Genomic DNA, 23,951 nt, shown 5'->3' with positions numbered 1-23,951 from the left:
TAACTAAAACTTAACTTTAGGAACAGCCTTTTCTTCAGTTGGGGTTTCCAAGTAATCGATCTTGGTAAAGCCATGAATTTTGGCGATCAAGTTGGAAGGGAAAGTAAGCAATTTTTGATCGTATGATGCAACACTTGAGTTGTAAAGCTGACGAGAGTAAGCAATCTTGTTTTCTGTGTTGGTTAATTCTTCTTGAAGTTTTAAGAAATTTTGATTTGCTTTTAAGTCAGGATATGCTTCGGCCAATGCAAAAATTGATTTTAAAGAATCAGTAATTTGATTGGACAACTTCATTGCTTCTTCGTGATCTCCCTGAGGAACGTTAACTAATTGATCACGTAACTTAACTACATCTTCTAAAGTTGATTTTTCATGTTTGGCATAGCCTTTAGTAGTTTCAACTAAATTAGGAATTAAGTCATTACGGCGCTTAAGTTGAACATCAATTTGACTCCATGATTCATCAACGAAAACGCGAGATTTTTGCAATCCGTTGTAAATTACAATATAAATACCGACTAATAAGACAATGATAATTAAAATTATCCATACTAATGGTGACATAATATTCCCCTTTCTATACGTTTATTTAATTTTATCTATTTCTGATATTGGAGGCAATAAAAGAAGAATGTCTAAGCGACATTCTTAATGAAAAATATTAAATTCTGAAAATTAATAATCCTAATCCAACTATGGTTAAAATAATCAAACCGGCAAATTGCATGATTGTCCATTGAATAAAGAATTTCTTCTTACTTACACTACCGTGTTGGTTGAAAGTCTTTAATACCAACATATTGGCCATTGAACCAATAGCTGAACCAAAACCACCGATGTTTGAACCCAAGAATAATGCTTGTACATAGTTAGTAAACTTACCAACTAAGATAGTCGATGGTACGTTACTCATAACCTGACTTGAAAGAATTGAAGCGAAATAAGTTGAAATTTCGGAGTAAACCATACCATGAATTAAGTTAACAATTGCGGGAATTTGTTGGATATCACTAATAAAGATGAAGAAGCCTGTAAAGGTAAGAAGTAGGGCATAGTCAATCTTAAGCATTATGCGCGGATTGATGGCAAGTGCTAAAACTATGGCGACAATTAATGGCCAAATGATATCAATTGCTCTGAAGACGCCAAAGAAGAAGAAAATAAATACTACAGTTGTAATAATAGTAGGACGCCAACTAATTCTGATAGGTTCTGTTTTTTGAGTAGGAATATCTTTTTTAGGAATAAACAAAAAGACCAGCCACATGATGATCAATGAAACTACCAAATAAGGTACAGACCATTCAAAAAACTTAATTGGACTTACGTTGTAGCGACTTACTAAGAAAATATTGTGCGGATTCCCCCATGGTGTAAATGCAGCACCAATATTTGCCCCCATACCAATTAAGGTAACTGGCAAAATTTGTGGTAGCTTGTAGCGCTTAGCGATATTTAAATAAAGTGGAATTAAAGTTAATACAGTAATGTCATTACCTAAGAACATACCGGCGATAACGGCCAAAACCGTGAACAGCATGTTCAACTTACGCGTATTATCTGCGATACTCGTAAGTTTGTACGCTAAAACATCCAGAACGTGCAAATAAGCATAGATCTGGATCAGCGTCAGCATTGCGGCAACAGACCATAAAGTGTGAAAGTTAATATCTGCTAACCGCGGCTTAGCGAAAAAAAGACTTACTACTGTAATTAAAACTGTAATCTGTAAAATTCTATCTTTAGCAATATTCTTTAAGACGGTCATAAAAGGGCCCCCTTACGTATTACAATCGTCTAAAAACCCTATGTACCATTTTGAGCCTTTTTGTGGTTGCATGCAATGATAAATTTTAAAAATATCAAGATTAGCGGCATTTTCGAGCATATTTTTAGTTAGTTGGAACTAGTCGTGCTATATTTAAATAAGTAAATTAATCAAATTTAGATTGAAAAGAGGAAACAAAATGACGGAGAATGCAATTTCAATCAATATTAAACCAGATGCTGCAGAAATGATTAAAAGCAAGATGGATGCAGATCACCAAATTGTCATCTTGGCTTTAGATGATGGTTCAACCAAGTATTCTAAAAAAGGCGGCACTTGTACTATTGGCGACAGCTTCCAGTTTGTAATCCTTGCTGAAAAAGATCCTAAGTATAATATTTCAATCGAAAATAATGCTGGTCTTGACTTGTATACTGCTCAGCCGGAAACAACTTTCTTTGAACCAGGTCTAGTGGTAAATGCGCGCAACTCAACTTTGAGTTTATCTTCAGACAGCGGCATTATTGATGGCGGGATGACCGTTACCCAATATGAACCTGAAGCAATTACTGCTGATGATCTAAAAAACGGCGGTCAATGTTAAAAAATAAAATTAATCATAGGGACGAGGGAATGACCTCGTCCTTTTTTAGTATAGAATTAAGAAAGTAATTTCAATGTAAGGGGGGAAGAACAATGACTTTGGTCAAAGAAATAAAAGCAGGTAGTCGTGAATTTTGCCAAAATTGGCTGCGGTATCTGCTACTTTTTATGGGATTAAGTTTATTTAATCAATTTATTGTTATTCCATTTTTTCGCTATATTACAACCTTTGTTTTGCAGGCTAGTGCTATTCCGTTCGTATCTTATCAAAATATAGTGACGATCATTACGACGCATACGGTTGCCTTTTTAATTTTGATAATTGAGTTGCTGCTTTTATTAGTAATCTTGTATGCACAATTAGCTTATTTACTTCATGGCGTTTGGGATATTAAGCATCAAGTTTTTACGTGGAAAAATAGTTTTATTCAAACTTGGCAAAATATCAAAAAAATTCGTTTGGGCACGCTTTTTATTTTGATGCTCTATTTTTTATTGGTAGTACCGTTAGCCGATGTCATCTTTAGAACACCACTTTTAAGCAAAGTGCAGATTTCAGAATTTATCTTGGATTATCTGACGAGAACGCCAATCTTGTTAGCCGTTTTGATTGCGTTTTATTTAGCCGCTTTGATCCTTGGTGCAAGGCTAGTATTTGCTTTACCCATCATCGTTTTTGACCACTTAAAGTCGGCGCAAGCAGTAAAAAGAAGTTGGCGATTAACGGCGCACTACCGTTGGCGGACGATTTGCTGGAGGATTATTGTTTTAGCCGTTTTATCTGCAGCAGTCATGACAATTTTCTATTTAGCAATGTATTGCCTGCAGCTATTAGTTGATTTATTACCTGGGAAATGTCCGTTAATTGTAGCCATTATCAATCTTTCGCTTGTTCAAATTATTAGTGAAGTAGCGTTAGTCTATGTTAGTGTACTGGGCTTATCTATTATTTTGAAAGCCTTAAGGCAAGAAAAGATAAGTCAAACAGGTAAAACTAAAAAGATAATTCTAAATACATTAGTTGTGTTTGTACTAGTAATGATTAATGCAATATCCACCAATTATTTATATTTGACTAGTGTAAATGCTAAAGCGCCAGTAATTATTTCTCATCGCGGCGTTGATGATAAAAATGGCGTACAAAACACGTTACAGTCATTAAGAAAAACGGCTAAAGAAAAGCCAGACTACGTTGAAATTGATGTTCATGAAACTAAGGATAAAAAATTTATCGTAATTCATGATGAGAATTTATTGAAGCTAACGGGAGTTAATAAAGCCCCGAATGATTTAACTTTACAGCAATTAGAAAAGTTAACTGCCAAAGAAGACGGCTATCATGCTAAGTTAGTTAGCTTTGATCAATATCTTGAGGAAGCCAAAAGACTGCATCAAAAATTGCTAATTGAAATTAAAACGACGGCTAAAGATTCGAAGAAAATGCTGCAGCGCTTTAATCAAAAATATGGCAAAACGATTCTCAAAAATACGTATCAAGTACAATCACTCGACTATCGCGTGGTTGAAGGACTGCACTTAATTAATCCACGTTTGGTTGTCTTTTACATTCAACCTTATAATTTTACTTATCCGCAAAGTGTTGCTAGTGGATATTCAATGGAATATTCTACCTTGAATTCAGACTTTATTTGGCAAGCCCATTTGCAGGATCGTCCTGTTTATGCCTGGACAGTTAATGACGAAAAATTAATGAAGAAGATGATGTATCAACAAGTTGATGGCTTAATTACTGATCGAGTTGATTTAGCTAAAAAGGCAATTAAAAGTTTCCAAAAGGATGCTAGTTATGCTACGCGAATCTTAAATTATATTGTTGTCCTGCATCTGCCGAAAAATTTTGAATCTGCATGAAGACTTGATCTGAAGGGCTGGACATGGTAAACTATACTAGATTTTCGAAAATCTGAAAGGAAGTATAGCATATGCGTAAAGGTGAAAATTACAACACTGGTTGTGAACCAAACCAAAGACCTAAGAACAAGAGAAACGCAAAGAAGCGTGTTGCTCACGTAGCAGCAGTTGTTGCTTTCTTGAACAAGGCCGCAAAAGACGAAAACAAGTAATTTCGTTTTTTAAAATTAAGAAACAGAGGAGGGCTACTAAGAGATCGTTAGATTTGTTAGTAGCCTTTTTTCATGCAATGGGAATTTTGAGAAGGTTAGGTTATGAATAAAAAATATATTAGACTAGTATATTTTGCACTGCTGGCAGCACTGCTTTTTCCAATTATTACATTTTGGCTAGCGGATTCTTTCCAAATTAACGTGATTAACGGTTTGTTAATGATTTTTGTATTAGCAATCTTCGTTGGCCTATTTTCAGCTAGATACTTAGTTAGTTGGCTGATTATTATTTTGACTACAGTTGCAGTTGCTTTTTTGCTGCTGGGGTATGTGGTAATGGCAAGTACTGAAAAGACATTCTTGATTATTGCCTTTCCGGTTGAAGCAATTTTATTAAGTGTGGTGCGACACCATATTTTGGACTGGAGTATTGTCTTTGGTCGTGAAAGCGATGCTAAGCGTTTGATAGGCCACTATGATTTAAACGTGAAGCTGCAGACTTATTACAATGCAAGTAAACTTTATGAAGATTATCTGAGAAAGATGAAACGTTACTCTGACATGAATATTTGGGTTAATGCGGAATTGATCAGTTGGGCACATCACCAACAAGTCGAAGAGCACCATCCACAATATCATGCCAAGTTATTACGTGAGATTGCCAAGATTTTAAAGGAGACACGCCTAAGATGCGAGTTTATCTATTACACTGGCGATGGTAAATTCTTGATCCTTTCACCTAGAGTTACAGATGAGATGTATAAGGAATTAGATGAGCAAGCTTACATTGCTTTGCAAAAATTGGATACCGGAATTCCGTTGATGCTTAAGGTAGCAACTCAGAAAGTAAATTTGCAAAACTGTGAAAAGTTTTCTGATCTGGACAAGCTCTTTAAGCATTTGGAACGAGGCCTAGAAACAGATATCATTGTGGAATATTTGAAGGCTGATCAAAATGACTAATTGGTTTTACTTTTTGGCAGTTGGCATTACGTTGATTTTTAGCATCTGTTTTTTCATCATTTTCTTTTGTACATTAAAAATTTTAAGTAATGTGAAACAGACTTTGATTAAATCGAAGAGGAAGAATGACAATGAGTGATGTAATGCAGATAATTACGTTGATTTCGATTTGGCTATCGCTGCTCATGTCGATGGTTACTCTAAGTGGGGCAATTGCATTTTGGCTAAAGCACAGCAAGGTTTTAGTTAAAATCACACCGCTTCCTCGTTATCCTAAAGTGACGATCGTTGTCCCAGCCCATAACGAAGAATTGGTAATTAAAAATACGGCGACAGCAATTTTGAATCTTAATTATCCTAAGGATAAATTAGAAGTCTTATTTTACGCGGATAACTGTGAGGACCATACTGCTGATGTTCTAGACAGTGTTTTAGCAGAAGAAAGGTTTAAAAATCGTAACGCTAAAGTAATTAGACGAACTGGTACCGGTGGTAAGGCCGGAGTTTTAAACGATGCCTTGAAAATTGCTCACGGTGAATACCTAGGCGTTTATGATGCGGATGCCATGCCTGAAAGCAATGCACTGTACTTTTTAGTTCGAAAAGTGTTGGAAAATCCTAAGCGTTATATGGCGGCTTTTGGTAGAAATAAAACGCGTAACGCTAAGCAGAACTTTTTAACTAGATGTATCAACCAAGAGATCGTTGTAACGCAGCGAATTCAACACTGCGGTATTTGGCAATTATTCAAAATTGGCCGAATTCCAGGTACTAATTTCATTATTAATAAAGAATATGTAGAATCAATCGGTGGCTGGCGTAATGGTGCCTTGACCGAAGATACCGATATTTCCTTTAAGATTATGGGCTCAGGCAAATTGATTGCACTGGCTTATAACTCTGAAGCTTTCCAGCAAGAACCAGAAAGATTGAAGGACTATTACTTCCAGCGTTTGCGCTGGGCTAAAGGCAACTACGAAGTGGTCATCAACAACTTCAAGCACTTGTTTGATCGAAGCAATTGGCGCGTAAAACTAGAAACGTTTTATTACTCATGTACTTTCTTCTGGTTTAATGCCGCAATTATTTTGTCTGACATTATTTTCTTAGCCAATGTGATTGCAATGATCGTCCATATTTGGCAGCCAGGAGTGCAATTGCCATTCACAATTACTTCAAGCAACATCTTGCTGGCACAGATTTTGTTGCTTAATTGGCTACTGATGATTTTGCTTTATATTTTGCAAATTTATGCGGCCATGTGTACGCAGTTTGGCCAGGCAACTACTGGGCAAATTTGGCTAGCCTTGGCCTCATATTTCTCATATTCGCAATTGTTTATCGTAGTTTCCGTTCATGCAGTATGTTCAGTTACGGCCGATAGATTGTTCCACCGTGATAGTACTAAGTGGGTTAAGACGAAGAGATTTGCCGATTAAGGAAGAAAAATGAAGAGACTAAATCATAATCATCATTTATCCCTGTATTTTATAGTTATTATCGCTATTTTTTCAGGGATTATGGCATATGTACGATTGCAAAACGGTAGCCAATTGCGCCACAATTTTTATAGACAATGGCACGAAGATTACGTTGTTAAAGTTAATAAACAAGAGAGTTTTATTGATACGACGCCAAAAACAAAAACCAGAACCGCGCTATCTGAAGGGCAAGGCTACGGCATGTATATTGCTGTTTTGTCTGCTAAAAGAAAGTGGAGCAAGAAAGAATATTTTGATCAACTGAATAATTTTTATCTCAAGCACCGCGAAACGATTAATAAAGACAAGACAGCATTAATGTCTTGGCGTGCCGTTGAAAATAATGGTCACTGGACGATTAATAAAAATAGTGCCACAGACGGTGACTTATTTATTGCCCAGGCATTATTACTAGCCAGCAAGCAGTGGCATGATGATAAGTATCAAAAAGAAGCGCATGCCATTTTGCAAGATATTTTGCGCTATGAGTACAATCCTGATACTGAAACGCTGACTGTCGGAGACTGGGCTGATTCGAAGTCCAGGTACTACAATTTAATGCGGACTTCTGATGTGATGCCGGAATTCTTCGACAACTTTTATCAAGAAACAGATGATAAGCGCTGGCTCGTGATCAAAAATACGATGCTTAAGCGACTTAACCAGCTCAGTCATCAAAATAAAACTGGCTTAGTGCCTGATTTTGCTTGGGTAAGCAAAAATGACGCCAAACCGGTTAAGCCTAAGACTATTTCAACGGAAAATGATGGCTACTATTCTGCTAATGCTTGTCGTGTTCTGATGATGTTGGCGGGATGCAATGATCGCTCAGCACAGAACACTTTAAAGAGGATGCTTAAATTCTTTAGTAAGCAAAACACCATAACAGCAGGCTATACTCTAAAAGGCAAACCATTAAACAAGTACCAGTCTGCCAGCTTCAGTGCACCGATTTTCGATGCCGTATCGTTCAATCGAAATGAAGGCTATGACGATTTGTTCATGTCTCAGCAGTATATTTTTACGCGTCATTTACCGCGAAATAATTATTATGATGCCGCATTGACGACAATGGCTGCTTTAGATGCTGATAAGCTATAAAAAAATCCCACAAAAGTGGGACTTTTTTTATTTTTGTTTTTATTTATTCACTTGTTCTTGCATCCCGGCAAATGCTCGTCGCAAAGCTAGGATACCGACCATTATGGCAGCTATATTTGCATCTTATTTTGATTTTTGATAACATAGTAAAAATTTTTAAACATTTTTAGCAATAAATTTTTAAGAGGAGGACAAAAAATGGGATTAAATGCATACATTCAAGGTTTTAACAGTTTAGAGTCAATCGATCGTGCACCAGGTTACTTCAAGTACCACCACCACTCAGTAGCTGATCACTGCTTCAGAACAGCTGAACTCGCACAAATGATGGGTGATATCGAAGAAGTTCACGGCAATAAGAAGATCAATTGGAAGGCTCTTTACGAAAAGAGTTTGAATCACGATTATACTGAACGTTTCATCGGTGATATTAAGACACCGGTTAAATACGCTACTCCTCAACTTAGAAAGATGATTGGTGACGTTGAAGAAACAATGACCACCAAGTTCATTAAGGATGAGATTCCAGAAGAATTTCAAGAAATTTATACTAAACGTCTCTCAGAAGGCAAAGATGATACTTTAGAGGGTAAAATTTTATCAATCTGTGATAAATTAGATTTGTTATATGAAGCTTATGGAGAAATCGAATTAGGTAATCCGAACCCGGTTTATATGCAAATGTTCAAGGAAAGTCTTGAAACGATCAAGAAGTTCGACGATTTAGTTTGCGTACAATACTTTATTAAGAAAATTTTGCCAGATCTTTTTAAAGGTGATTTCGCGGGAAAGGATAAGATGCAACGAATAGCTTTTAGCATTCTATTGTTAGGGGATGATTAGGTGAAATTTCAATGTAGTTCATGCGGGCTGCGCATGGACTCTTTGCATTTTAAGCAAGAGGGGTTAATGAATCCTAAGTTGACCAGTATTTGCGACATTTGTATCACGCGCAACCTGAATCCGGAAGATTACGCAAATGATGCGGTCGCAACTTTTGCTCAAAGCTTGCTTTACACGTTTGTCGGTGCAAAGAAACAAGATCAATCAGGTTTTATTGTGAAAAATAAAAAGGACCGTAAAAAATACGAGGCCTTTTTACAAGATTATGATGGCAATGAAATCGCCCGCCAACAGATTAAAAGGTCTGATTTGAATTTGGCGGTAATTAAAAGCGAAGATGGCAAGCTTAATTATGTGCCTAACCAAGGCGTAACTTTTGAGCAAAATTTAAAGGGAATGGATTTGGAGATCAATTTCCAGTTAAACGAAGTTGATTTTATTGATCGTGAACGCATTCGGGCCAAGTATAAATACCGTTGTCAATATTGCGGCAGACGTGGCCGCAGCGTAGATCATAAGGATCCTGTTTCTCTTAGTCACAACAACAGCTTAGATAATTTAACTTTAGCTTGTGCGGAATGCAACCGAATTAAGTCGGATATGCCTTATAAGTTGTTTATTCAACTGAATGATCAAATTTCTGAGATCAATAAAAAGCTAGTTAAGTATGAAGATGCGCTAGGTACTTTGAGAGAAGAATTTGAGCATCGTCGGCGCTATTTAGCGGCTCAAGTACACCTTAAGGGTGTGATCAATGATCCTGAGCTAAATGCGATTAGAAAGCAAAATAAGAGCTTACAGGATGCCATTGATAGTTTACAAAGTGATTATGATGATTTGCGTCAAACGCGCAAGACATATTTTGATACGGGCTGGAAATTAGCTCGCATTAAGGAAAATAAGGATATTATTTAAAACGTAAAAAAGCGCTATTTTTTGTAAACTCAATTTAAAATAGAAAATGAGTTTTAAAAAGATCATCCCCATATAGGAATGATCTTTTTAATTTTGATCTATCTAATTCGATCTTCTGGATCAAATAAATATTTGTCCCATTTAACTTCATTTTGGACAGTAGGGTGGAAGAGCAAGAATGCTAGCAACAGTTGACCAACGTAAGGAATTACGCCCAGCCACCACCAACCACCGTTAAAGCCTGCGTCGTGCAGACGACGAACAGTGTGACCTAATTGTGCTAAAAAGGCCCAAATAGCTGCTGCAATAAAGAAAATAATAAAAATGATGAAGATTACACCGATTACCTTGGCATCGCCAGAATCAAATTCAGTAACGCTGAAAGGAGCTAAAAGCATGAAAGTAAGTAGGTAACAAGCAAGTACGCCGATTGTCATGATAACTTGGCTAATTGCAGTACCTACCCAGAATGAGGTTCTAGTAGATCTAGCATCCCACTTGAAGCAGTCAAAGAAGTGTTCCTTCAAGATTTGACCAATAGTTGGTATAGGAACATTACTTTTTGCGCCGCCCTCAGGATAATCTTGATCGCTGAACAAGTACTTGCCCCATTTAACCTTGTGTTGGACAGATGGTTGAAGTGCTAAGTAAAACATAAACATTGTGCCATAACCAGTGAAGGTAGCCCAGTACCAGTAGCCGCTGTAGCCAACGTCATGCAAACGACGGATCATTTGACCAAGGCCAGCTAGAAATACCCAGACATAGATAGCAATCGCAACCACAGCGTCGATTACTCTGATACCTGGATTAAGGCCTTCATTGAAAGCATAGAAGCCAACTACAATAGCTAAAATGGCAATAATGAAGTTGGTTAAGACGCTCCACCAGTAGGACTTACGAGTGGTTCTTGCGCTCCAATCGAAGGGATGCAAGTAGGTTTCGTTTAAAATTTGACCAAAACTTTCTGCGGGTGGTTTTGGTAAATCTTCATCATACGATTTGACGAAGTAATACACTCTTTCATTCATAAATATTCCTCCAATTAATTTTTTATTAATTATAAACTAAAAAAGCAGGGAAGTAATCAAACTTCTCTGCTTTTAAAATTTTAAAAGTCCATTTTTCTGAAGTTACTCAGGAACTTTTGTGTCTTTTCGTTCTTTGGATGATCAAAGATTTGATCAGGTGAACCTTGTTCAGTAATGATACCGTCACTGATGAACAATACACGGTCTGAAATGCTCTTGGCAAAGCCCATTTCGTGGGTAACGATCACCATCGTCAAACCGGTTGTAGCAAGCTTTTGCATAACGTCTAGTACTTCGCCAACCATTTCTGGGTCAAGGGCACTAGTTGGTTCGTCGAACAATAAAACTTCTGGATTCATTGAAATCGCACGGGCAATAGCAACACGCTGTTGTTGACCACCAGATAATTGTTGTGGTTTAGCCTTGATAAATGGATCCATACCAACCTTTTTAAGGTTCTCCATAGCAATCTTACGTGCTTCGTCTTTTGAACGCTTGAGGACCAATTCTTGGCCGATCATGCAGTTTTCCAAAACATTCTTGTTTTCGAATAAGTCGAATTGCTGGAATACCATGCCGACCTTGGATCTAAAGGTATTACGGTTGTAACCAGGTGCCAAAATGTTTTCACCGTGGAAATCGATCTCGCCACCAGTAGGTTCTTCGAGCAAGTTGATGCAGCGAAGGGTAGTAGACTTACCACCACCGGAAGGACCAATGATGGTCACGATCTCGCCTTTGTTGATATCGAAAGAAATGTCCTTCAATACCTTGTGAGCCCCATAGGACTTTTGCATATGCTTTAAACTTAAAATTACTTCGTTTGATTCAGTCATTAATTGTTTGCCTCCGCATCTTTTGGAGTACCAACTTGAACTTGGTTAGCCATCAAGTTGTAGTTCTTTTTACCTTCAAGTTTCTTTTCAATAAAGTTGAAGATTCTGGTAATAGTAAATGTCAAAATTAAGTAGATTGCTGAAATCATTAAGTAAGTTGGGAAGAACTTGAATGATTGACTGGCAATAGTAGTACCAACGAAGAACAATTCAGAAACTGAGATGATACTCAATACTGAAGTATCCTTGATGTTAACGATAAATTCGTTGGTGATTGATGGTAAACAGTTTCTAATAGCTTGAGGCAAGATGATATGCCACATTCTTTGGTTGTGAGTCATACCAAGTGCACTAGCTGCTTCAAATTGTCCTTCTGGAGTAGAAATAATACCACCACGGATAACTTCGGCAAGGTAGGCACCAGTATTGATTGAAACAATGATTAAAGCGGCAATAGTTCTGTTTAAGTTTAAGTGCCAGAATTGAGCAATACCGTAGTAAATTACAGCGGCCTGAACCATCATTGGAGTACCACGGAAAATTTCAACGTAAACTGATAATAACCATTTTACGAAGTTTAAAGCCCAACGCTTACCGCGAGTAGTTGGGGTAGGGATGGTACGAACGATACCAACGAGCAAACCGATAAAGAAACCAACAATAGTACCAACTAAGGCTAAAAGTAAAGTCATACCAATACCGGACATGATCATGCTGCCGTATTGCTTCCAAGTAGTTACTAACCAGTTTTCCTTCTTAGTTTCGTTACCAGCCTTAGGTTGTTCCTTAACGGCTTGTGACATCAATTGTTCACGCTTTTTGTTAGAAATAGTTCTTAAAGTAGCGTTAACTTCGTTAAGTAATTTAGTGTTGCCCTTTTTAACACCAATACTAGTTACGGAATCATCATGATCAACGTGGAAACCAGCCATCTTGTTCAAGTTAACGGCAATGATGTTAGGGTTAACGCTGTGGTAACTTTCGAATTCGATGTCTTCTGCAACATAACCATCGATGGTACCAGAAGCTAAACTTTGACGCATGGCTGAGAAGTCACGCATAGCTGGTTCACGCTTAGCACCCTTTAATTGCTTGATTAAATCGTAGTGCAAAGTACCTTGTTGAGCAGTTAACTTAGCACCCTTAAAATCAGATAATTTCTTAGCATTTGAGTATTTACTTGCTTTATTGGTAATAACAACGAAAGTACTCTTTCTGTATGGCTCTGAAAAGTTGATAGCCTTACGTCTTTCAGCAGTAGGACTCATACCAGCGATGATTAAATCAATTTTGCCGGAAGTTAAAGCAGGTAATAAACCATCCCATTGAGTCTTTTCAACCACAACTTTTTTGTGAAGTCTCTTACCAATAATTTTGGCGATTTGAACGTCATAACCATTTGCATAAGAATTTGAGCCATCAATTGGCACAGCACCGTTTGTCTTCTTAGGTTGAGTCCAATTGTATGGTGGATAGTTAGCTTCCATACCTATTTTTAATACGCTGGAATCTTTTTTAGCAGCTTGAGTCTCGCGGCTGTTAAAGCTGAATCCAATAAATAAACCGATCAGGATTGTTAGTAATGCTGCAATCCATCTAAATCTTGACTTCAATGAAAAACCCTCCAATGTTTTCAACATAAAGCCAATACAATAAAGCGTAAATAAAAACCTCGGTGCTTCATCAGCAACGAGGTCATAATCATCAGTATTAAAACCAAATCTTATAGCGCTCCCTGGGGACTAACCAGGACAGTCTATAGAATATTGTTCTATAGCCCAACAGATCAACACGCGAATGTTAAATCCATTTCGGCGGCAGCCCTAAGATAACCTTCATTGTCTTCGCGGACTCTGAATTATCTTGTGGTTGTCGCAACCTCTATTGCATTGGAATATTATTTAACTATGGAAAGATAATAAAAGAAAAATTAAAATATGTCAAGTCCATCCATTATTTTTAGCATAATTTCTCTTTTTCATATCTGAAACGTAAGGATTTCCAGTTACGTAATAACGTAGTTTTTTATTAGCCCAAATAGGATCAGATTGATTAATACCCACGCGTTTATCTGCAATAATCTCTTGGGCAGGTTTTCTGTGTTTGTCTTCAAGATCAATTATAAATGGAGAATCAGAAAGAAAATGCAAATTCCAATTCTTGTCGTGTATTCCAAAAGCCTGCATCATTTTGGCTGGGCCATTAGTAAGCAAAACGCCGCTTTTGCCGTTTCTGTTTTTAATCATAGTATCAATTCCCCAAACAGGTTCAATTGCTCTGATAAGAATCCCTTGTGGTTCATTTTCTTCTTGACAGGCAACATCAAAAAAGAAATATTGTCTTTGTGCGTAGATATAAATGGTGCCGCCGCGGCGGTAAAGTCCTTCGTTAGCGGGACTGCGATGACCGCCATAAGAGTGGGCTGCACGATCATCTTTGCCCATGTACGCTTCAGCCTCGACAATATAGCCGCCTAATTTTTCTTTTCCCTCATTATAAATAAGAGGTCGTCCAATTAAATCGTGTGTAATTTCATCAGTTGGACGATTAGTAAAGTAAATTGTGTAGTTCATTTAACGCCTTTCTGGTTTAAATTTTTTAATCTTAGTTATAGACTAATCTAAAAGAGAGGATTCTTTCAAATGAGTGAAATAAAATTAGTAAGAATTTATGATCATGAGCAACCTGCTGGCTATAGAATATTAGTTGATCGTATGTGGCCACGAGGAATAAGCAAAGTTAAAGCGGCCCTGGATGAATGGGATAAGCAGATTGGACCGACAAATGATTTAAGAAAATGGTTTAATCATGAGGATGAGAAGTTCCCGGAATTTGAACAAAAGTATATTGCAGAATTAGATGCCAATGATTTTATGCCTGAGTTTATCAAAACTGTACAAGAGAAATTGAAAATAGGTGATGTACTCTTTCTTTATGGGGCTAAAAATAGGGAACATAATCAAGCGGTTGTTTTGAAGAAATATGTAGAAAAGAAATTGAAGTAAATAAAGAAGCTTATCATAACAGATAAGCTTTTTTATTTTAAATATGCTTATGTCCATGACGTTTAACACGCCAGAAGTGGAAAAGAATAGTCAAAGTTAAAATAGTAAAAACAATGATGGCGAAAACCATGTTTGGTAATTCAAAACGAAGAGGTGGAAGTGCTAAAAGTAATTTTAAGGCGATAATCCCAATTAATAGATAAGCCATCGGCTGTAATTCAGGGATGATATCCATTAATTTAATAATTATTTCGGCAACCCCTCTCATGCAGAGAATACCGATCATTCCACCGATTAAAACTACGACAGGATTACTTGAGACAGCTAATGCCGCCAGAACTGAGTCGATAGAAAATACGATATCCATGGATTCAATTGAGATAACCGTTCGCCAGAATAAAGACAAAACGTGTTTCTTCTTTTTCTTTCCTTTATGGTGAGCGGCCTCACGCTCTTCCTTTTCTTTTTCACGTTCAGCGGCTTGTTTAGGGTGACGCTGATCATAGAAAAACTTAAAAGCTAGGTAGAATAAATAAATACTACCAGCTAATTTAATTTCCCAAAAATGAATTAAATATGTTCCAATTCCGATAACAATAAAGCGGAAAAGGTAGGCACCCCATAAACCATATAATAATGATTTTTCCTTTTCTGCTTTTGTAGGCAACACTTGCGTTTGTGCTGCTAAAACTACGGCATTGTCAACGGAAAGCAAACATTCCATTAAAATCAGGGTTAGGATAATCATCCAATCTTTACCACTGGTTAAAACATGAGCCCAGTTGCCTAGGTCAAAAAATGGGGCATACATTTTAAAGATTGCCATGCATATGACTCTTTTCTAAATCAATTAACCTAACTTTTTCTTTTTGTCCTAGACGATAAGTTCCCACTTGATTATTGGAGAGAATAACTCTGTGGTCTGGAATAAAAATCAAAACAGGATTTAACGCTACCGCATGTGCTACTGCGCGTGCAGAAGTAGCGTTAGGTAATGATGTTGCAATATCACCGTAACTGGCTGTAAAACCATATGGAAGATTTTGCACAACTTGTAATGTTTTTCTTTGGAATTCAGTGCCAAATTCAGAAATATCAATCGGAACATCAAACTTTTTTCTTGTTCCAGCGAAATATTCTTTTAATTGTTCAATATATGGAGCTAATTTTTTAGGATCATGTACAAGCATTCGGTGAGGATAAAAGCTAAAAATGGGAGAAACGCTTTTGTCACCTTTGAGCCCTACGTAAGTCAAACCAAATATGGAAGCTGTTAAAAAGTAAGTCCATGGTTTGATCGTCACATAATCATAATAAAAAACCTCTGCCATATTTTCACCACCTACATAAATTTTCACTTTGAAAATATTAAATGTTATATTAATTCAATATTTTAAATACATCAAGAGCGTCACCAATAATTTGTTTAATTCCTGATGCAGGAATCTTAGTTTTGTTAATGGAAAAAATCTTTGCTTTCTCATTGCGATAGGCCAAAAGTTGAGCAAATGGATAAACTACAAAACTTGTCCCACAAATAATAACTAAATCAGATTTTTGCATAATTTCAACGGATTTAGTTAAAGTTTCAGGCTTAATTGATTCACCATATAGTACTATGTCTGGTCGAATAATGCCACCGCAATTTTGATGGATGTAATTTTGAGAATATTTTTCGTAAAAAATTGAATGGTGACATTTAGTACAATATATATTATATAGATTTCCATGAAACTCTGTCACGTGTTTATTTCCGGCTTTCGTATCCAAACAATCAATATTTTGGGTAATAAGATCACCTTTTTGATTGCAAATTTGAGCGATTTTTTGGTGGATTAGGTTGGGTTTAGCGTCTGGGAAATACATATTATTCATTACAAATTGGTAGAAAAATTCTGGACGGTTGTAAAGAGTGCTTTCACTAAGAATATTTTCCGGACTTTCTTGCACGCCGTTATAAATCCCATTTTTTGAACGATAATCAGGAATGCCTGAATGAGTTGAGACACCTGCGCCGGTTAAGAAAACGATGTGGCTTGCTTTATCAATTTCTTGTTGCAGTTCTATTAAATCAGATTTTTTCATAGTTTATGCCTCTGTTCTATAATCTGTTTGTTTAATTATGAATCCTGTCTTTGTTATAATTAAAAGAAATAAATTTTTTGAGGGGATTTTTATGGCTTATATGTCTTATTTTTACATTGTAGTTAATATATTGATGCTAGCTTATGCTTGCTACAGTTGGTATTGGCAAGCTAAAGTAGAATTTCGTGGACACTATCGTATCTCCTCAATCGTTTGGGCAATTATTTTTATTTGGTTAGGTTTTACCTGGAACTACATTGAAAAAGGTGATCCAGGTTTAAACGTATTTTTAGCCTTATTCTTGTTAATTAGCATAGTTGATGGCTTTTCAGGTTTTAGTCCTAAAAAAATGGTGGTTTCAGGTTACTTTAAGCGAACGGTTAAGTACGATGAAATCTCTAGTGTCACATTAATTAATGTCCCTAATCCTAAAAAGCCATTAGTAATGGCCATTTTTAGAACTAACAATAATAAGGCATATATGATGCGGTTTCGGATTCAAGTTAACGAAGTTATTGCCGCATTGCAAAAATATATAGGTAAAAATATTCCCGTTGAAATCCAATCATAAGATTGGGGAAAGCATCCGTGAAAAACTTTGCAAGGTTCGTAATATACGACCTTGCTTTTTTATTTCCTCGTGAGTAAGCAAGTGAGATTTTTTCATATCTGCTTCAAAAACTTCGATCATTTTTTTAGTAAATTTTTTATCATAGAAAATGGCATTGTCTTCAAAGTTAAGATCATATGAACGATAATCTTGATTCATCGAACCAACGGTAGAAAAATAATCATCGATGATAGTAGTCTTGGCATGTAAGAAGCCGTCTTCATAAATATAAATTTTTACGCCGCAGCGTGTAAGCTCATTGGCATACCATTGAGAAGCCCGGTAAATAAAAGGGTGATCGGGCTTGCACGGGATCATGATTCTCACATCGACACCAGACATAGCGATAGTTTGCCATGTGGCAAAGACGGCATCGTCAGGAATTAAGTAAGGTGTTTGAACCCATAATCTTTTTCTCGCTAGCTGCATTAAGCGCATCATACCGTTACGCATATAGGGAATATAACGGTCAGGGCCATCAGAAATGATCTGTGTAGCAACATCTCCGCGATGGATCTTTTTTTCATCAAGATCAGGGAAAAGCGTATCGTTAAAGCGAATAATTTGTTCAGGACGTTTGATTGAAGCGTTCCAGTCCATCACGAATCGCTCTTGCAATAACAAAGAAGCAGAGCCGACGATGCGCACCTGACTATCACGCCAATGACCAAATTTCTTTTTCCTTCCTAAGTATTGATCACCGATATTGAAGCCACCAGTCCAGGAAATACGCCCATCGATTACAACAATCTTACGGTGCAAATGATAGTTAATTCGATATCTAGTGATCATATTTCTGGAAGTAATAAAAGGCAAAACCTCTCCGCCGGCTTTGCGTAATTGATCAAACCAGGCCTTGGTTGCACCCATTGATCCCCAGGCATCATAGATAACTCGTACTTTTACACCTTGTTTAGCCTTTTGGATTAAAAGTTGTAAAACGCGGTTACCAATATTGTCGCTATAAAAAGTATAAAACTCTACATTGATAGTTTCCTTTGCTCGAACTATGTCTTTGAGCAAATCATGAAAGAAGGTTTCACCCTCAGTATAGAGTTCCACGTTGTTGTTTTTGGTGAGAGGCGATTCATTATTGCGGTTAAAAAAATGAATCGCGATTTCGCCTAATTTAGAAGTGTCAGAGGGGCTGACTTCTTTGGGTGCTTTGGCAATTGATTTTTGAACGTTGCGTAAGCCAATGTGGTGCTGCTTATTAATTGAAAAAATATTTTCCTGGGAAATACCCCGGCCGAAAAATGCATAAAGAGTAAGACCAACTACTGGAAAAATAAGCAAAATAATTAACCAGGCCCAAGTTGTAGAAACTGATCGCCTTCGGTGGAAAACGATGTAAAAAGCAAGGAGTGTGTTAGTAATAAAGATAATTCTGATAAAATCATGCCACCAGACCATGTTCTTCCTCCCAAATACAGTCTATTTTTTTAAATTGAGAAATTTATCAACAATATCAATAACGAATGGATTATCATGCATCCAACTATGTTCTGCATCATTTTTGCCGCGAACTTCTACTTCTTGGTAGAAATGTGCTTTAGGAGCCAAAATGTAGCGGATGCTTTTAGCTGAAACTACAGAAATAAATTTATCAGTGTTAGTGTTATCAAGAACATTGCCGTAGATATTTAGCACTGAAATATTTGAATTGAATTTTCGGCGATTAAAAAGCAAATATAAATAATGAGGATTCATGACACTAGGACGGCCATTTTCATTAAGAATATTTACGTTAGGAATATCGCCTAGATAAGTAACACCGTCAAAGGGGCCGGCAATTAACGCACATTTAATTAAATGAGGGAAAGTTTTACTAGAGGCATGCTTCATTTCCGTTCTAATGATGCAAGGACAGGCTAAGGAGTGAGCTACAGCAATATAATTTTTGAAGTGATATTTTTTAGAAAGAAAGGGTAAAACAAAGCTAAGATAATAATCAATGCCATAAATTCCCACAATTCTTTGACGAAAGGCAACCTGTACAATAGGGTGCTCGTCGCTGGACCAAGTACCTTCTAATTTGAAGTTGCCTAATAAATCAACCGTAACCTTTAAAAATTTATCGGTTCCTTTATCATGCATTGCTTGATGAACCATTACATTAGTAGTGTAATCTCCACCGCGAAAGCCATGGAAGTAAATAATAGGAACTTGCTTTACTGAACTTTCTTGAATTACTGCCTTGTTTTCGATGTGTCGTTTGCGTAACTTGAGAAAGATACGTGTAGGGGCAAAGGAAGCAAGCAGACCTAATGAGATCATGTTAAACATGCTGGGTTCTTGTTTTAGATCATATTTATGGTTCTTTTCAGCCTCTTCGGCATATTTTTTGGAGTTAAAGAACATTTTTGCCACCTTCTTACATAATTCCCTATAATGAATAATAATTATATTTTAACATTGGGTAGAGATTTTTTGTTTTTGAGGTGAATCATGAAGTTTTATGCTGTAAAAAATGGTCGTGTACCAGGCGTCTACCGCACGTGGGATGATGCAAAAAAGCAGGTAGATGGTTTTTCCGGAGCAGAGTATAAGTCATTTGAAAATATTACTGATGCGACTGACTATCTAGGTTTAAACAATGGGACTCAGGGAGATATTTTGCAAAAGGGTGAAGATACCTTGCAAAATGCCATTGCCAAAATTAAACAAGAAAGTAATAGAGTAAAAAATAAGCCACAAGCTAAAAAAGTAACGGCGCATTCAACCGCAGAATTTTTTGCAGTGACTTATACTGATGGCGGTACTCGTAATACAGGCGTATATAAGGGCGGCCATGTTAAGAAGACTGATAAAGCAGCGTGGGCTTATTTGATTGAATGGGATGATCAAGAAGTTCATGGTTCAGGCGGTGAATATGGTGCAACTAACAATAAGATGGAACAGACTGCTTTGATTAATGCTTTGAAAAAACTAATTGAGCTTGGCTTTAATGAAAAGCATTTATTGTTTGTGCTAGATTCTAAGTATGTTTTAAATGCAATTAATCAGCACTGGTTAGCCGGTTGGAAGAAACGCGGTTGGAAGCGTTCTGGCGGACCTTTAAAAAATGTGGCAGAATGGCAAGAACTTGATCGTTTGCTTAAGCATTTCCCAGATAGTACATTTGAATGGACTAAAGGCCACGCCAATAATCGAGGCAATGAATTTGTGGATCATGAATTAAATCGCTATATGGACAATAAAATGTAAAAAGCATAAAAAAATACCTGATTTCAAAAAATCAGGTATTTTTGTTTACTTAAACAAACCACTGAAGAAATTGACAATGCTATCCCAAATTTGTTGGAAAAGATTGCGGTTTTCAGGAGTGTTGAATTTATTGAAGATGTTCTTAGCACCATTTTCAATTTGGTTAGAAAGCTTAGCAGCTTGGCCTTTAAAATCTCCATTCTTTAAAGCACCAGAATCACGAATTTCAATTAACAAATTAATAATTTGATTCTTTTGATTGTTGTTAATGGTGTTGCCTAAGTGATTAATATTAATTTGATTATTCACAATATCACGAATTTGGCTGTCAGAAATATTTTGTCCTTGTTTAGCCATTTCTGATTTGGCGCCAGCAACCGCATTGTTCAATTGAGCATCAGAATAACCTTTTTTGCCCTTGTTGTCTTGGGTAATGCCACTCAAAGTATTCATTTCATCTTGAGCTGCATTAACTTGTTTTTGATTTAAAGCATTACCGTTTTTAGCATATGCGGCATAAACACCGGCTAAAGCACCAGAACCATCAATCGGAATAGCACTGGTTACATAAATATTAGCATCAGTAATTCCTGCGGTTAAAGCTGCATTTTTGTATTGGTTAGCGGTAATAGTTGTGATATTGTTTTTACCGTTATAGTCTAAAATTTTAACGTTGATTCCAGAGCCACTATTTGTTTTTTGAATCATTGCACTGGACCAAACACCAGATGAAGTGGTGAAATTATCACCAGATGGGTTTAAATATTTAACTAGGTCTGAACCAGTAACTGTAATGGTTTGATAATTGCCGCCATTTAATGGAGCAGTTAAGGTTTTCAGAGTACCTTGTTTTTGTGATTCGGTTAAAGATGTTCCCAGAGTGACCACTGGGGTGTCGTCGTCAGCGAGTACTGTCTGTTTTTTGCCAAAAGAAAGTATCGCGACAACGCTAAGCAAAATTGCCGTAATTAATGTAAGTGATTTTTTCATGATTAATCTTCTTCCTCTTCATCGAAAATATATTCTGTTTAATACGCCTCATTATACTAGAAATTTTTAAAAATTTAATAGGAGCATATTCTAAAACTTTCTTAATTTCGAACTGATTCTTAAAGATGATATAATAAGTAGCAATAAAGGGGGACATTATGTTACAAGTGCCAAAGTTAACTATTATTATGCCGGTTTATAATACGGCACAATACTTGCCACGTGCTTTCGATGCTTTGCTTAAGCAAGTTAATAAAGCATTTAAGCTAATTGTGGTTGATGATGGCTCAACTGACAATTCGGTTGAGGTAGCGCAAAGCTATGCCTCCCGTTTTCCATATTTCAAATTAATTCAAAAGGAAAATGGAGGGCCTTCTGACGCACGTAATGTTGGTATAAAGTATATTGACACGCCATATGTCACCTTTCATGATGGCGATGATTGGGCAGATCCAGGCTATACTGCATTCTTTATTAATGCCTTTGAAGAACATCCAAATGTAAATCTTGTATCATGCGGTTATTGGATTGATTACCCTGATAAAAAAGAACGTGTTGTTGGCCACCCAGAAGGTGGATTTTTAACACGTGGTGAAACTTACCTTAAATTAACTAATGTATTTGGTTCACCAATGAAGGGATATAGCTGGAACAAAGCTTATAAAACAGCGATTATCAATAAATATCACTTAAGATTTGATCGTGATATCTCTTTATTAGAGGATCAAATTTTTAACGTTAAATATACTTCAGTAGCTAGAGGTGTGTACTATACTCAAAAGCCGTATTATCATTATTGGCAAAGAAAAGGCAGTATTATTCACCAACCTAACTTTAAGAAGGTAGCGGATAATTTTCGCGGTAATTATCGTGTATGGCACAAGATCATTAAAACTATCATGAAAGATCGTGAAGAAGAAAAGATACGTAAAAAGCTAGATCGTTCAGCCTTGCGTGATAGTGACGCTCAATAAGAGAGGTTTTTATGAAAGAAAAAGTTAATGGCATCGAATTTTATTATCATAAACTAGGCAAAGGGGCACCTTTGCTTCTTTTACATGGTCACCATCTAGATGGGGGCATGTTTGATAAAATCGTTGCCCCACTTTCTCTTTATTACACGGTTTATGTACTCGATATGCGTGGTCATGGATTAAGTGAAGGTGATATTGCGGAACACTATCATACTGAAGTGGAAGACGTTTATGCCTTTATTAAGCAAGTAGGCATCGAAGGATGTTACTGCTTCGGTTTTGATGCAGGTGGATTAGTTGCGATGATGTTAGCTAGAAAATATCCAACAATTTTTAAGAAAATGATTGTTGCTGGGGTATTTGTTAATGGTGCCGGCATTCGTCCATACCACTACTTAACTGAAGGGTTTCACCGCTTTTTGAAGCTTGATCGTGATAGTCGTGTCGAATTAACCGAGTCCTTTATCTCTGTTGATGATTTGAAGAAAATCACGATACCAACACTTTGTGTAGTTGGAGAAAGAGATTGGGTTAAGGTGGAACACGTTCGCTGGTATAGTCAATTTATGCCCAATGCGAGATTAGTTATTATGCCACGTCAAACACACGATAGCTATGCAGTGCGTAGCCTTAAGCTATTAGATTTGATTAAAGAATTTTGTAAATAATTAAAAAGGAGAAAAATTATGGTTAAAGTTGTAGTACTTGGTGCTCACGGACAAGTAGCCCAAATTACTGAAAGATTTTTGTTTGCAGATAAAGAAGTTCAACCTTCATTATTTTTACGTAATGCTAAGCGTATGGAAGATAAAAAGAATCAAGCTACAATCTTTGAAGGCAGCGCAACTGATGCCGCACAACTTGAAAAAGCTATGAAGGGCCAAGACATTGTTTACGCTAACTTAGGCGGCAAAGATGATATTGATCTTGAAGCAGAAGCCGTTATTGAAGCAATGAAGAATGCCCGCGTTAAGAGATTGATTTGGATTTCTACTTTGGGCATTTATGATGAAGTTCCAGGCAAGTTTGGTGAATGGAACAAGGAAACTTTAGGTGACTACATTACTGAATATGCCAAGGCTGCTAAGAGAATTGAAGAATCTGGCTTAGACTACACCATTATTCGTCCAACTTGGATGGACAATAAAGATGAAGTAGATTATGAAAAGTCTAAGAAGGGTGAACCAATCAAGGATACTGAAGTATCACGTAAGTCAGTTGCCGCATATGTTTATCATTTGATCAAGAATCCTAAAGAAGACGTTGGCGAATCAATTGGCTTAGGTAAGCCAGGTACTGAAGGAGATAAGCCTAGCTGGTATTAAAAATGTGGATCATTTTAATGAAAAACGCCCGAAAATCCCCGTATTTTAATGCGGGGATGGATAGGGCCAAGCTGACCTAGCAGTCAGCTTTTTTTATTCTAAAAATAGAGACATACGTTCGACTTCCCTG

26 protein-coding genes and 1 riboswitch are annotated in these 23,951 nt (G+C 36.8%); of the genes, 14 read left to right on the top strand and 12 right to left on the bottom strand.

Annotation, left to right across the window (positions count from 1 at the left end; translation table 11 throughout):
• Nucleotides 1-3 precede the first annotated feature (3 nt).
• Together B5E95_RS06330 and B5E95_RS06325 are read right to left on the bottom strand one after the other, a co-directional pair.
• The gene (locus tag B5E95_RS06330; RefSeq protein WP_025005621.1) at nucleotides 4-564 is read right to left on the bottom strand and encodes a LemA family protein; all 561 of its coding nucleotides are present in this window, start codon (nucleotides 562-564) and stop codon (nucleotides 4-6) included.
• Between the two features lie 97 nt (nucleotides 565-661).
• On the bottom strand, nucleotides 662-1,768 hold the full coding sequence (locus tag B5E95_RS06325; RefSeq protein ID WP_056945544.1) for an SLC13 family permease: 1,107 nt from the start codon (nucleotides 1,766-1,768) through the stop codon (nucleotides 662-664).
• A gap of 199 nt (nucleotides 1,769-1,967) precedes the next feature.
• On the opposite strand from B5E95_RS06325, the gene B5E95_RS06320 reads away from it, so the two are divergent.
• The 8 genes from B5E95_RS06320 to B5E95_RS06280 all read left to right on the top strand — a co-directional run bounded on the left by B5E95_RS06320 (nucleotide 1,968) and on the right by B5E95_RS06280 (nucleotide 9,758).
• Nucleotides 1,968-2,372, top strand: coding sequence for an iron-sulfur cluster biosynthesis family protein (locus tag B5E95_RS06320; protein WP_005727488.1), 405 nt, complete (start codon nucleotides 1,968-1,970; stop codon nucleotides 2,370-2,372).
• 92 nt (nucleotides 2,373-2,464) lie between these two features.
• Nucleotides 2,465-4,243: a glycerophosphoryl diester phosphodiesterase membrane domain-containing protein gene (locus B5E95_RS06315; RefSeq protein ID WP_087235864.1), complete on the top strand. Its 1,779-nt coding sequence runs from the start codon at nucleotides 2,465-2,467 to the stop codon at nucleotides 4,241-4,243.
• A gap of 71 nt (nucleotides 4,244-4,314) precedes the next feature.
• Nucleotides 4,315-4,455 carry a hypothetical protein gene (locus B5E95_RS10715; RefSeq protein ID WP_003548644.1) on the top strand — a complete coding sequence of 47 codons (141 nt, stop codon included), beginning with the start codon at nucleotides 4,315-4,317 and terminating at the stop codon, nucleotides 4,453-4,455.
• A gap of 102 nt (nucleotides 4,456-4,557) precedes the next feature.
• The gene (locus B5E95_RS06305) at nucleotides 4,558-5,418 is read left to right on the top strand and encodes a hypothetical protein (RefSeq protein WP_087235862.1); all 861 of its coding nucleotides are present in this window, start codon (nucleotides 4,558-4,560) and stop codon (nucleotides 5,416-5,418) included.
• Nucleotides 5,419-5,549: 131 nt separating this feature from the next.
• A complete protein-coding gene (locus tag B5E95_RS06295; protein WP_013436955.1) occupies nucleotides 5,550-6,857 on the top strand; it encodes a glycosyltransferase family 2 protein in 1,308 nt (435 codons plus the stop codon).
• A gap of 9 nt (nucleotides 6,858-6,866) precedes the next feature.
• Nucleotides 6,867-8,000, top strand: coding sequence for a family 8 glycosyl hydrolase (locus B5E95_RS06290; RefSeq protein WP_206391358.1), 1,134 nt, complete (start codon nucleotides 6,867-6,869; stop codon nucleotides 7,998-8,000).
• Between the two features lie 198 nt (nucleotides 8,001-8,198).
• On the top strand, nucleotides 8,199-8,843 hold the full coding sequence (locus tag B5E95_RS06285) for a YfbR-like 5'-deoxynucleotidase (RefSeq protein WP_013436958.1): 645 nt from the start codon (nucleotides 8,199-8,201) through the stop codon (nucleotides 8,841-8,843).
• Entirely contained in the window at nucleotides 8,844-9,758 is a 915-nt protein-coding gene (locus B5E95_RS06280; RefSeq protein ID WP_087176625.1) for an HNH endonuclease, read from the top strand.
• Between the two features lie 98 nt (nucleotides 9,759-9,856).
• On the opposite strand, the gene B5E95_RS06275 is transcribed toward B5E95_RS06280, so the two are convergent.
• The 4 genes from B5E95_RS06275 to B5E95_RS06260 all read right to left on the bottom strand — a co-directional run bounded on the left by B5E95_RS06275 (nucleotide 9,857) and on the right by B5E95_RS06260 (nucleotide 14,198).
• A complete protein-coding gene (locus B5E95_RS06275) occupies nucleotides 9,857-10,789 on the bottom strand; it encodes a DUF805 domain-containing protein (protein WP_087235858.1) in 933 nt (310 codons plus the stop codon).
• 80 nt (nucleotides 10,790-10,869) lie between these two features.
• Entirely contained in the window at nucleotides 10,870-11,625 is a 756-nt protein-coding gene (locus B5E95_RS06270) for an amino acid ABC transporter ATP-binding protein (RefSeq protein ID WP_013436961.1), read from the bottom strand.
• On the bottom strand, nucleotides 11,625-13,238 hold the full coding sequence (locus B5E95_RS06265; RefSeq protein WP_087235857.1) for an ABC transporter substrate-binding protein/permease: 1,614 nt from the start codon (nucleotides 13,236-13,238) through the stop codon (nucleotides 11,625-11,627). Before B5E95_RS06265 ends, B5E95_RS06270 begins: the two co-directional genes overlap by 1 nt.
• A gap of 105 nt (nucleotides 13,239-13,343) precedes the next feature.
• Nucleotides 13,344-13,517: riboswitch (Lysine riboswitch) on the bottom strand.
• A gap of 48 nt (nucleotides 13,518-13,565) precedes the next feature.
• On the bottom strand, nucleotides 13,566-14,198 hold the full coding sequence (locus B5E95_RS06260; RefSeq protein ID WP_087235855.1) for a DNA-3-methyladenine glycosylase: 633 nt from the start codon (nucleotides 14,196-14,198) through the stop codon (nucleotides 13,566-13,568).
• Between the two features lie 69 nt (nucleotides 14,199-14,267).
• On the opposite strand from B5E95_RS06260, the gene B5E95_RS06255 reads away from it, so the two are divergent.
• On the top strand, nucleotides 14,268-14,630 hold the full coding sequence (locus B5E95_RS06255) for a DUF488 domain-containing protein (RefSeq protein WP_025005609.1): 363 nt from the start codon (nucleotides 14,268-14,270) through the stop codon (nucleotides 14,628-14,630).
• Nucleotides 14,631-14,667: 37 nt separating this feature from the next.
• Here B5E95_RS06255 and B5E95_RS06250 read toward each other — a convergent pair whose 3' ends face one another.
• From B5E95_RS06250 to B5E95_RS06240, 3 genes are read right to left on the bottom strand one after another with little or no spacing between them, the layout of a single operon-like run.
• Nucleotides 14,668-15,456 carry a TerC family protein gene (locus B5E95_RS06250; protein WP_025005608.1) on the bottom strand — a complete coding sequence of 263 codons (789 nt, stop codon included), beginning with the start codon at nucleotides 15,454-15,456 and terminating at the stop codon, nucleotides 14,668-14,670.
• Complete coding sequence (locus B5E95_RS06245) at nucleotides 15,443-15,961, bottom strand: methylated-DNA--[protein]-cysteine S-methyltransferase (protein ID WP_025005607.1); 519 nt, start codon at nucleotides 15,959-15,961, stop codon at nucleotides 15,443-15,445. Before B5E95_RS06245 ends, B5E95_RS06250 begins: the two co-directional genes overlap by 14 nt.
• Before the next feature lie 49 nt (nucleotides 15,962-16,010).
• On the bottom strand, nucleotides 16,011-16,715 hold the full coding sequence (locus tag B5E95_RS06240) for an NAD-dependent protein deacylase (RefSeq protein WP_087235853.1): 705 nt from the start codon (nucleotides 16,713-16,715) through the stop codon (nucleotides 16,011-16,013).
• A gap of 91 nt (nucleotides 16,716-16,806) precedes the next feature.
• On the opposite strand from B5E95_RS06240, the gene B5E95_RS06235 reads away from it, so the two are divergent.
• Nucleotides 16,807-17,286 (top strand): hypothetical protein, encoded by a 480-nt coding sequence (locus B5E95_RS06235; protein ID WP_025005605.1) that lies wholly within the window; start codon nucleotides 16,807-16,809, stop codon nucleotides 17,284-17,286.
• Here B5E95_RS06235 and cls read toward each other — a convergent pair.
• Together cls and B5E95_RS06225 are read right to left on the bottom strand one after the other, a co-directional pair.
• Nucleotides 17,281-18,738: a cardiolipin synthase gene (cls, locus tag B5E95_RS06230; RefSeq protein WP_025005604.1), complete on the bottom strand. Its 1,458-nt coding sequence runs from the start codon at nucleotides 18,736-18,738 to the stop codon at nucleotides 17,281-17,283. The two genes, B5E95_RS06235 and cls, sit on opposite strands and share 6 nt — an antisense overlap.
• 21 nt (nucleotides 18,739-18,759) lie before the next feature.
• Nucleotides 18,760-19,686 (bottom strand): alpha/beta hydrolase, encoded by a 927-nt coding sequence (locus B5E95_RS06225; RefSeq protein ID WP_087235851.1) that lies wholly within the window; start codon nucleotides 19,684-19,686, stop codon nucleotides 18,760-18,762.
• An 87-nt stretch (nucleotides 19,687-19,773) separates the two neighbouring features.
• Between B5E95_RS06225 and B5E95_RS06220 the strand changes: the two genes are divergently transcribed.
• Nucleotides 19,774-20,532: a ribonuclease H family protein gene (locus B5E95_RS06220; protein WP_025005602.1), complete on the top strand. Its 759-nt coding sequence runs from the start codon at nucleotides 19,774-19,776 to the stop codon at nucleotides 20,530-20,532.
• Between the two features lie 45 nt (nucleotides 20,533-20,577).
• Here B5E95_RS06220 and B5E95_RS06215 read toward each other — a convergent pair whose 3' ends face one another.
• Complete coding sequence (locus tag B5E95_RS06215) at nucleotides 20,578-21,522, bottom strand: DUF1002 domain-containing protein (RefSeq protein WP_025005601.1); 945 nt, start codon at nucleotides 21,520-21,522, stop codon at nucleotides 20,578-20,580.
• A gap of 158 nt (nucleotides 21,523-21,680) precedes the next feature.
• On the opposite strand from B5E95_RS06215, the gene B5E95_RS06210 reads away from it, so the two are divergent.
• Genes B5E95_RS06210 through B5E95_RS06200 form a run of 3 tightly spaced genes read left to right on the top strand, consistent with a single transcriptional unit; the run spans nucleotide 21,681 to nucleotide 23,821 of the window.
• A complete protein-coding gene (locus B5E95_RS06210) occupies nucleotides 21,681-22,496 on the top strand; it encodes a glycosyltransferase family 2 protein (RefSeq protein WP_087235849.1) in 816 nt (271 codons plus the stop codon).
• 11 nt (nucleotides 22,497-22,507) lie between these two features.
• The gene (locus B5E95_RS06205) at nucleotides 22,508-23,164 is read left to right on the top strand and encodes an alpha/beta fold hydrolase (RefSeq protein WP_025005599.1); all 657 of its coding nucleotides are present in this window, start codon (nucleotides 22,508-22,510) and stop codon (nucleotides 23,162-23,164) included.
• Between the two features lie 18 nt (nucleotides 23,165-23,182).
• Entirely contained in the window at nucleotides 23,183-23,821 is a 639-nt protein-coding gene (locus tag B5E95_RS06200; protein ID WP_087235847.1) for an NAD(P)H-binding protein, read from the top strand.
• The last annotated feature ends 130 nt before the right edge of the window (nucleotides 23,822-23,951 follow it).

Origin of the sequence: Lactobacillus gallinarum (assembly GCF_002160635.1) — a bacterium.
GTDB lineage: Bacteria > Bacillota > Bacilli > Lactobacillales > Lactobacillaceae > Lactobacillus > Lactobacillus gallinarum.
The sequence above is the reverse complement of the archived record's forward strand: the minus strand, read 5'-3'. Positions and strand labels throughout refer to the sequence as shown.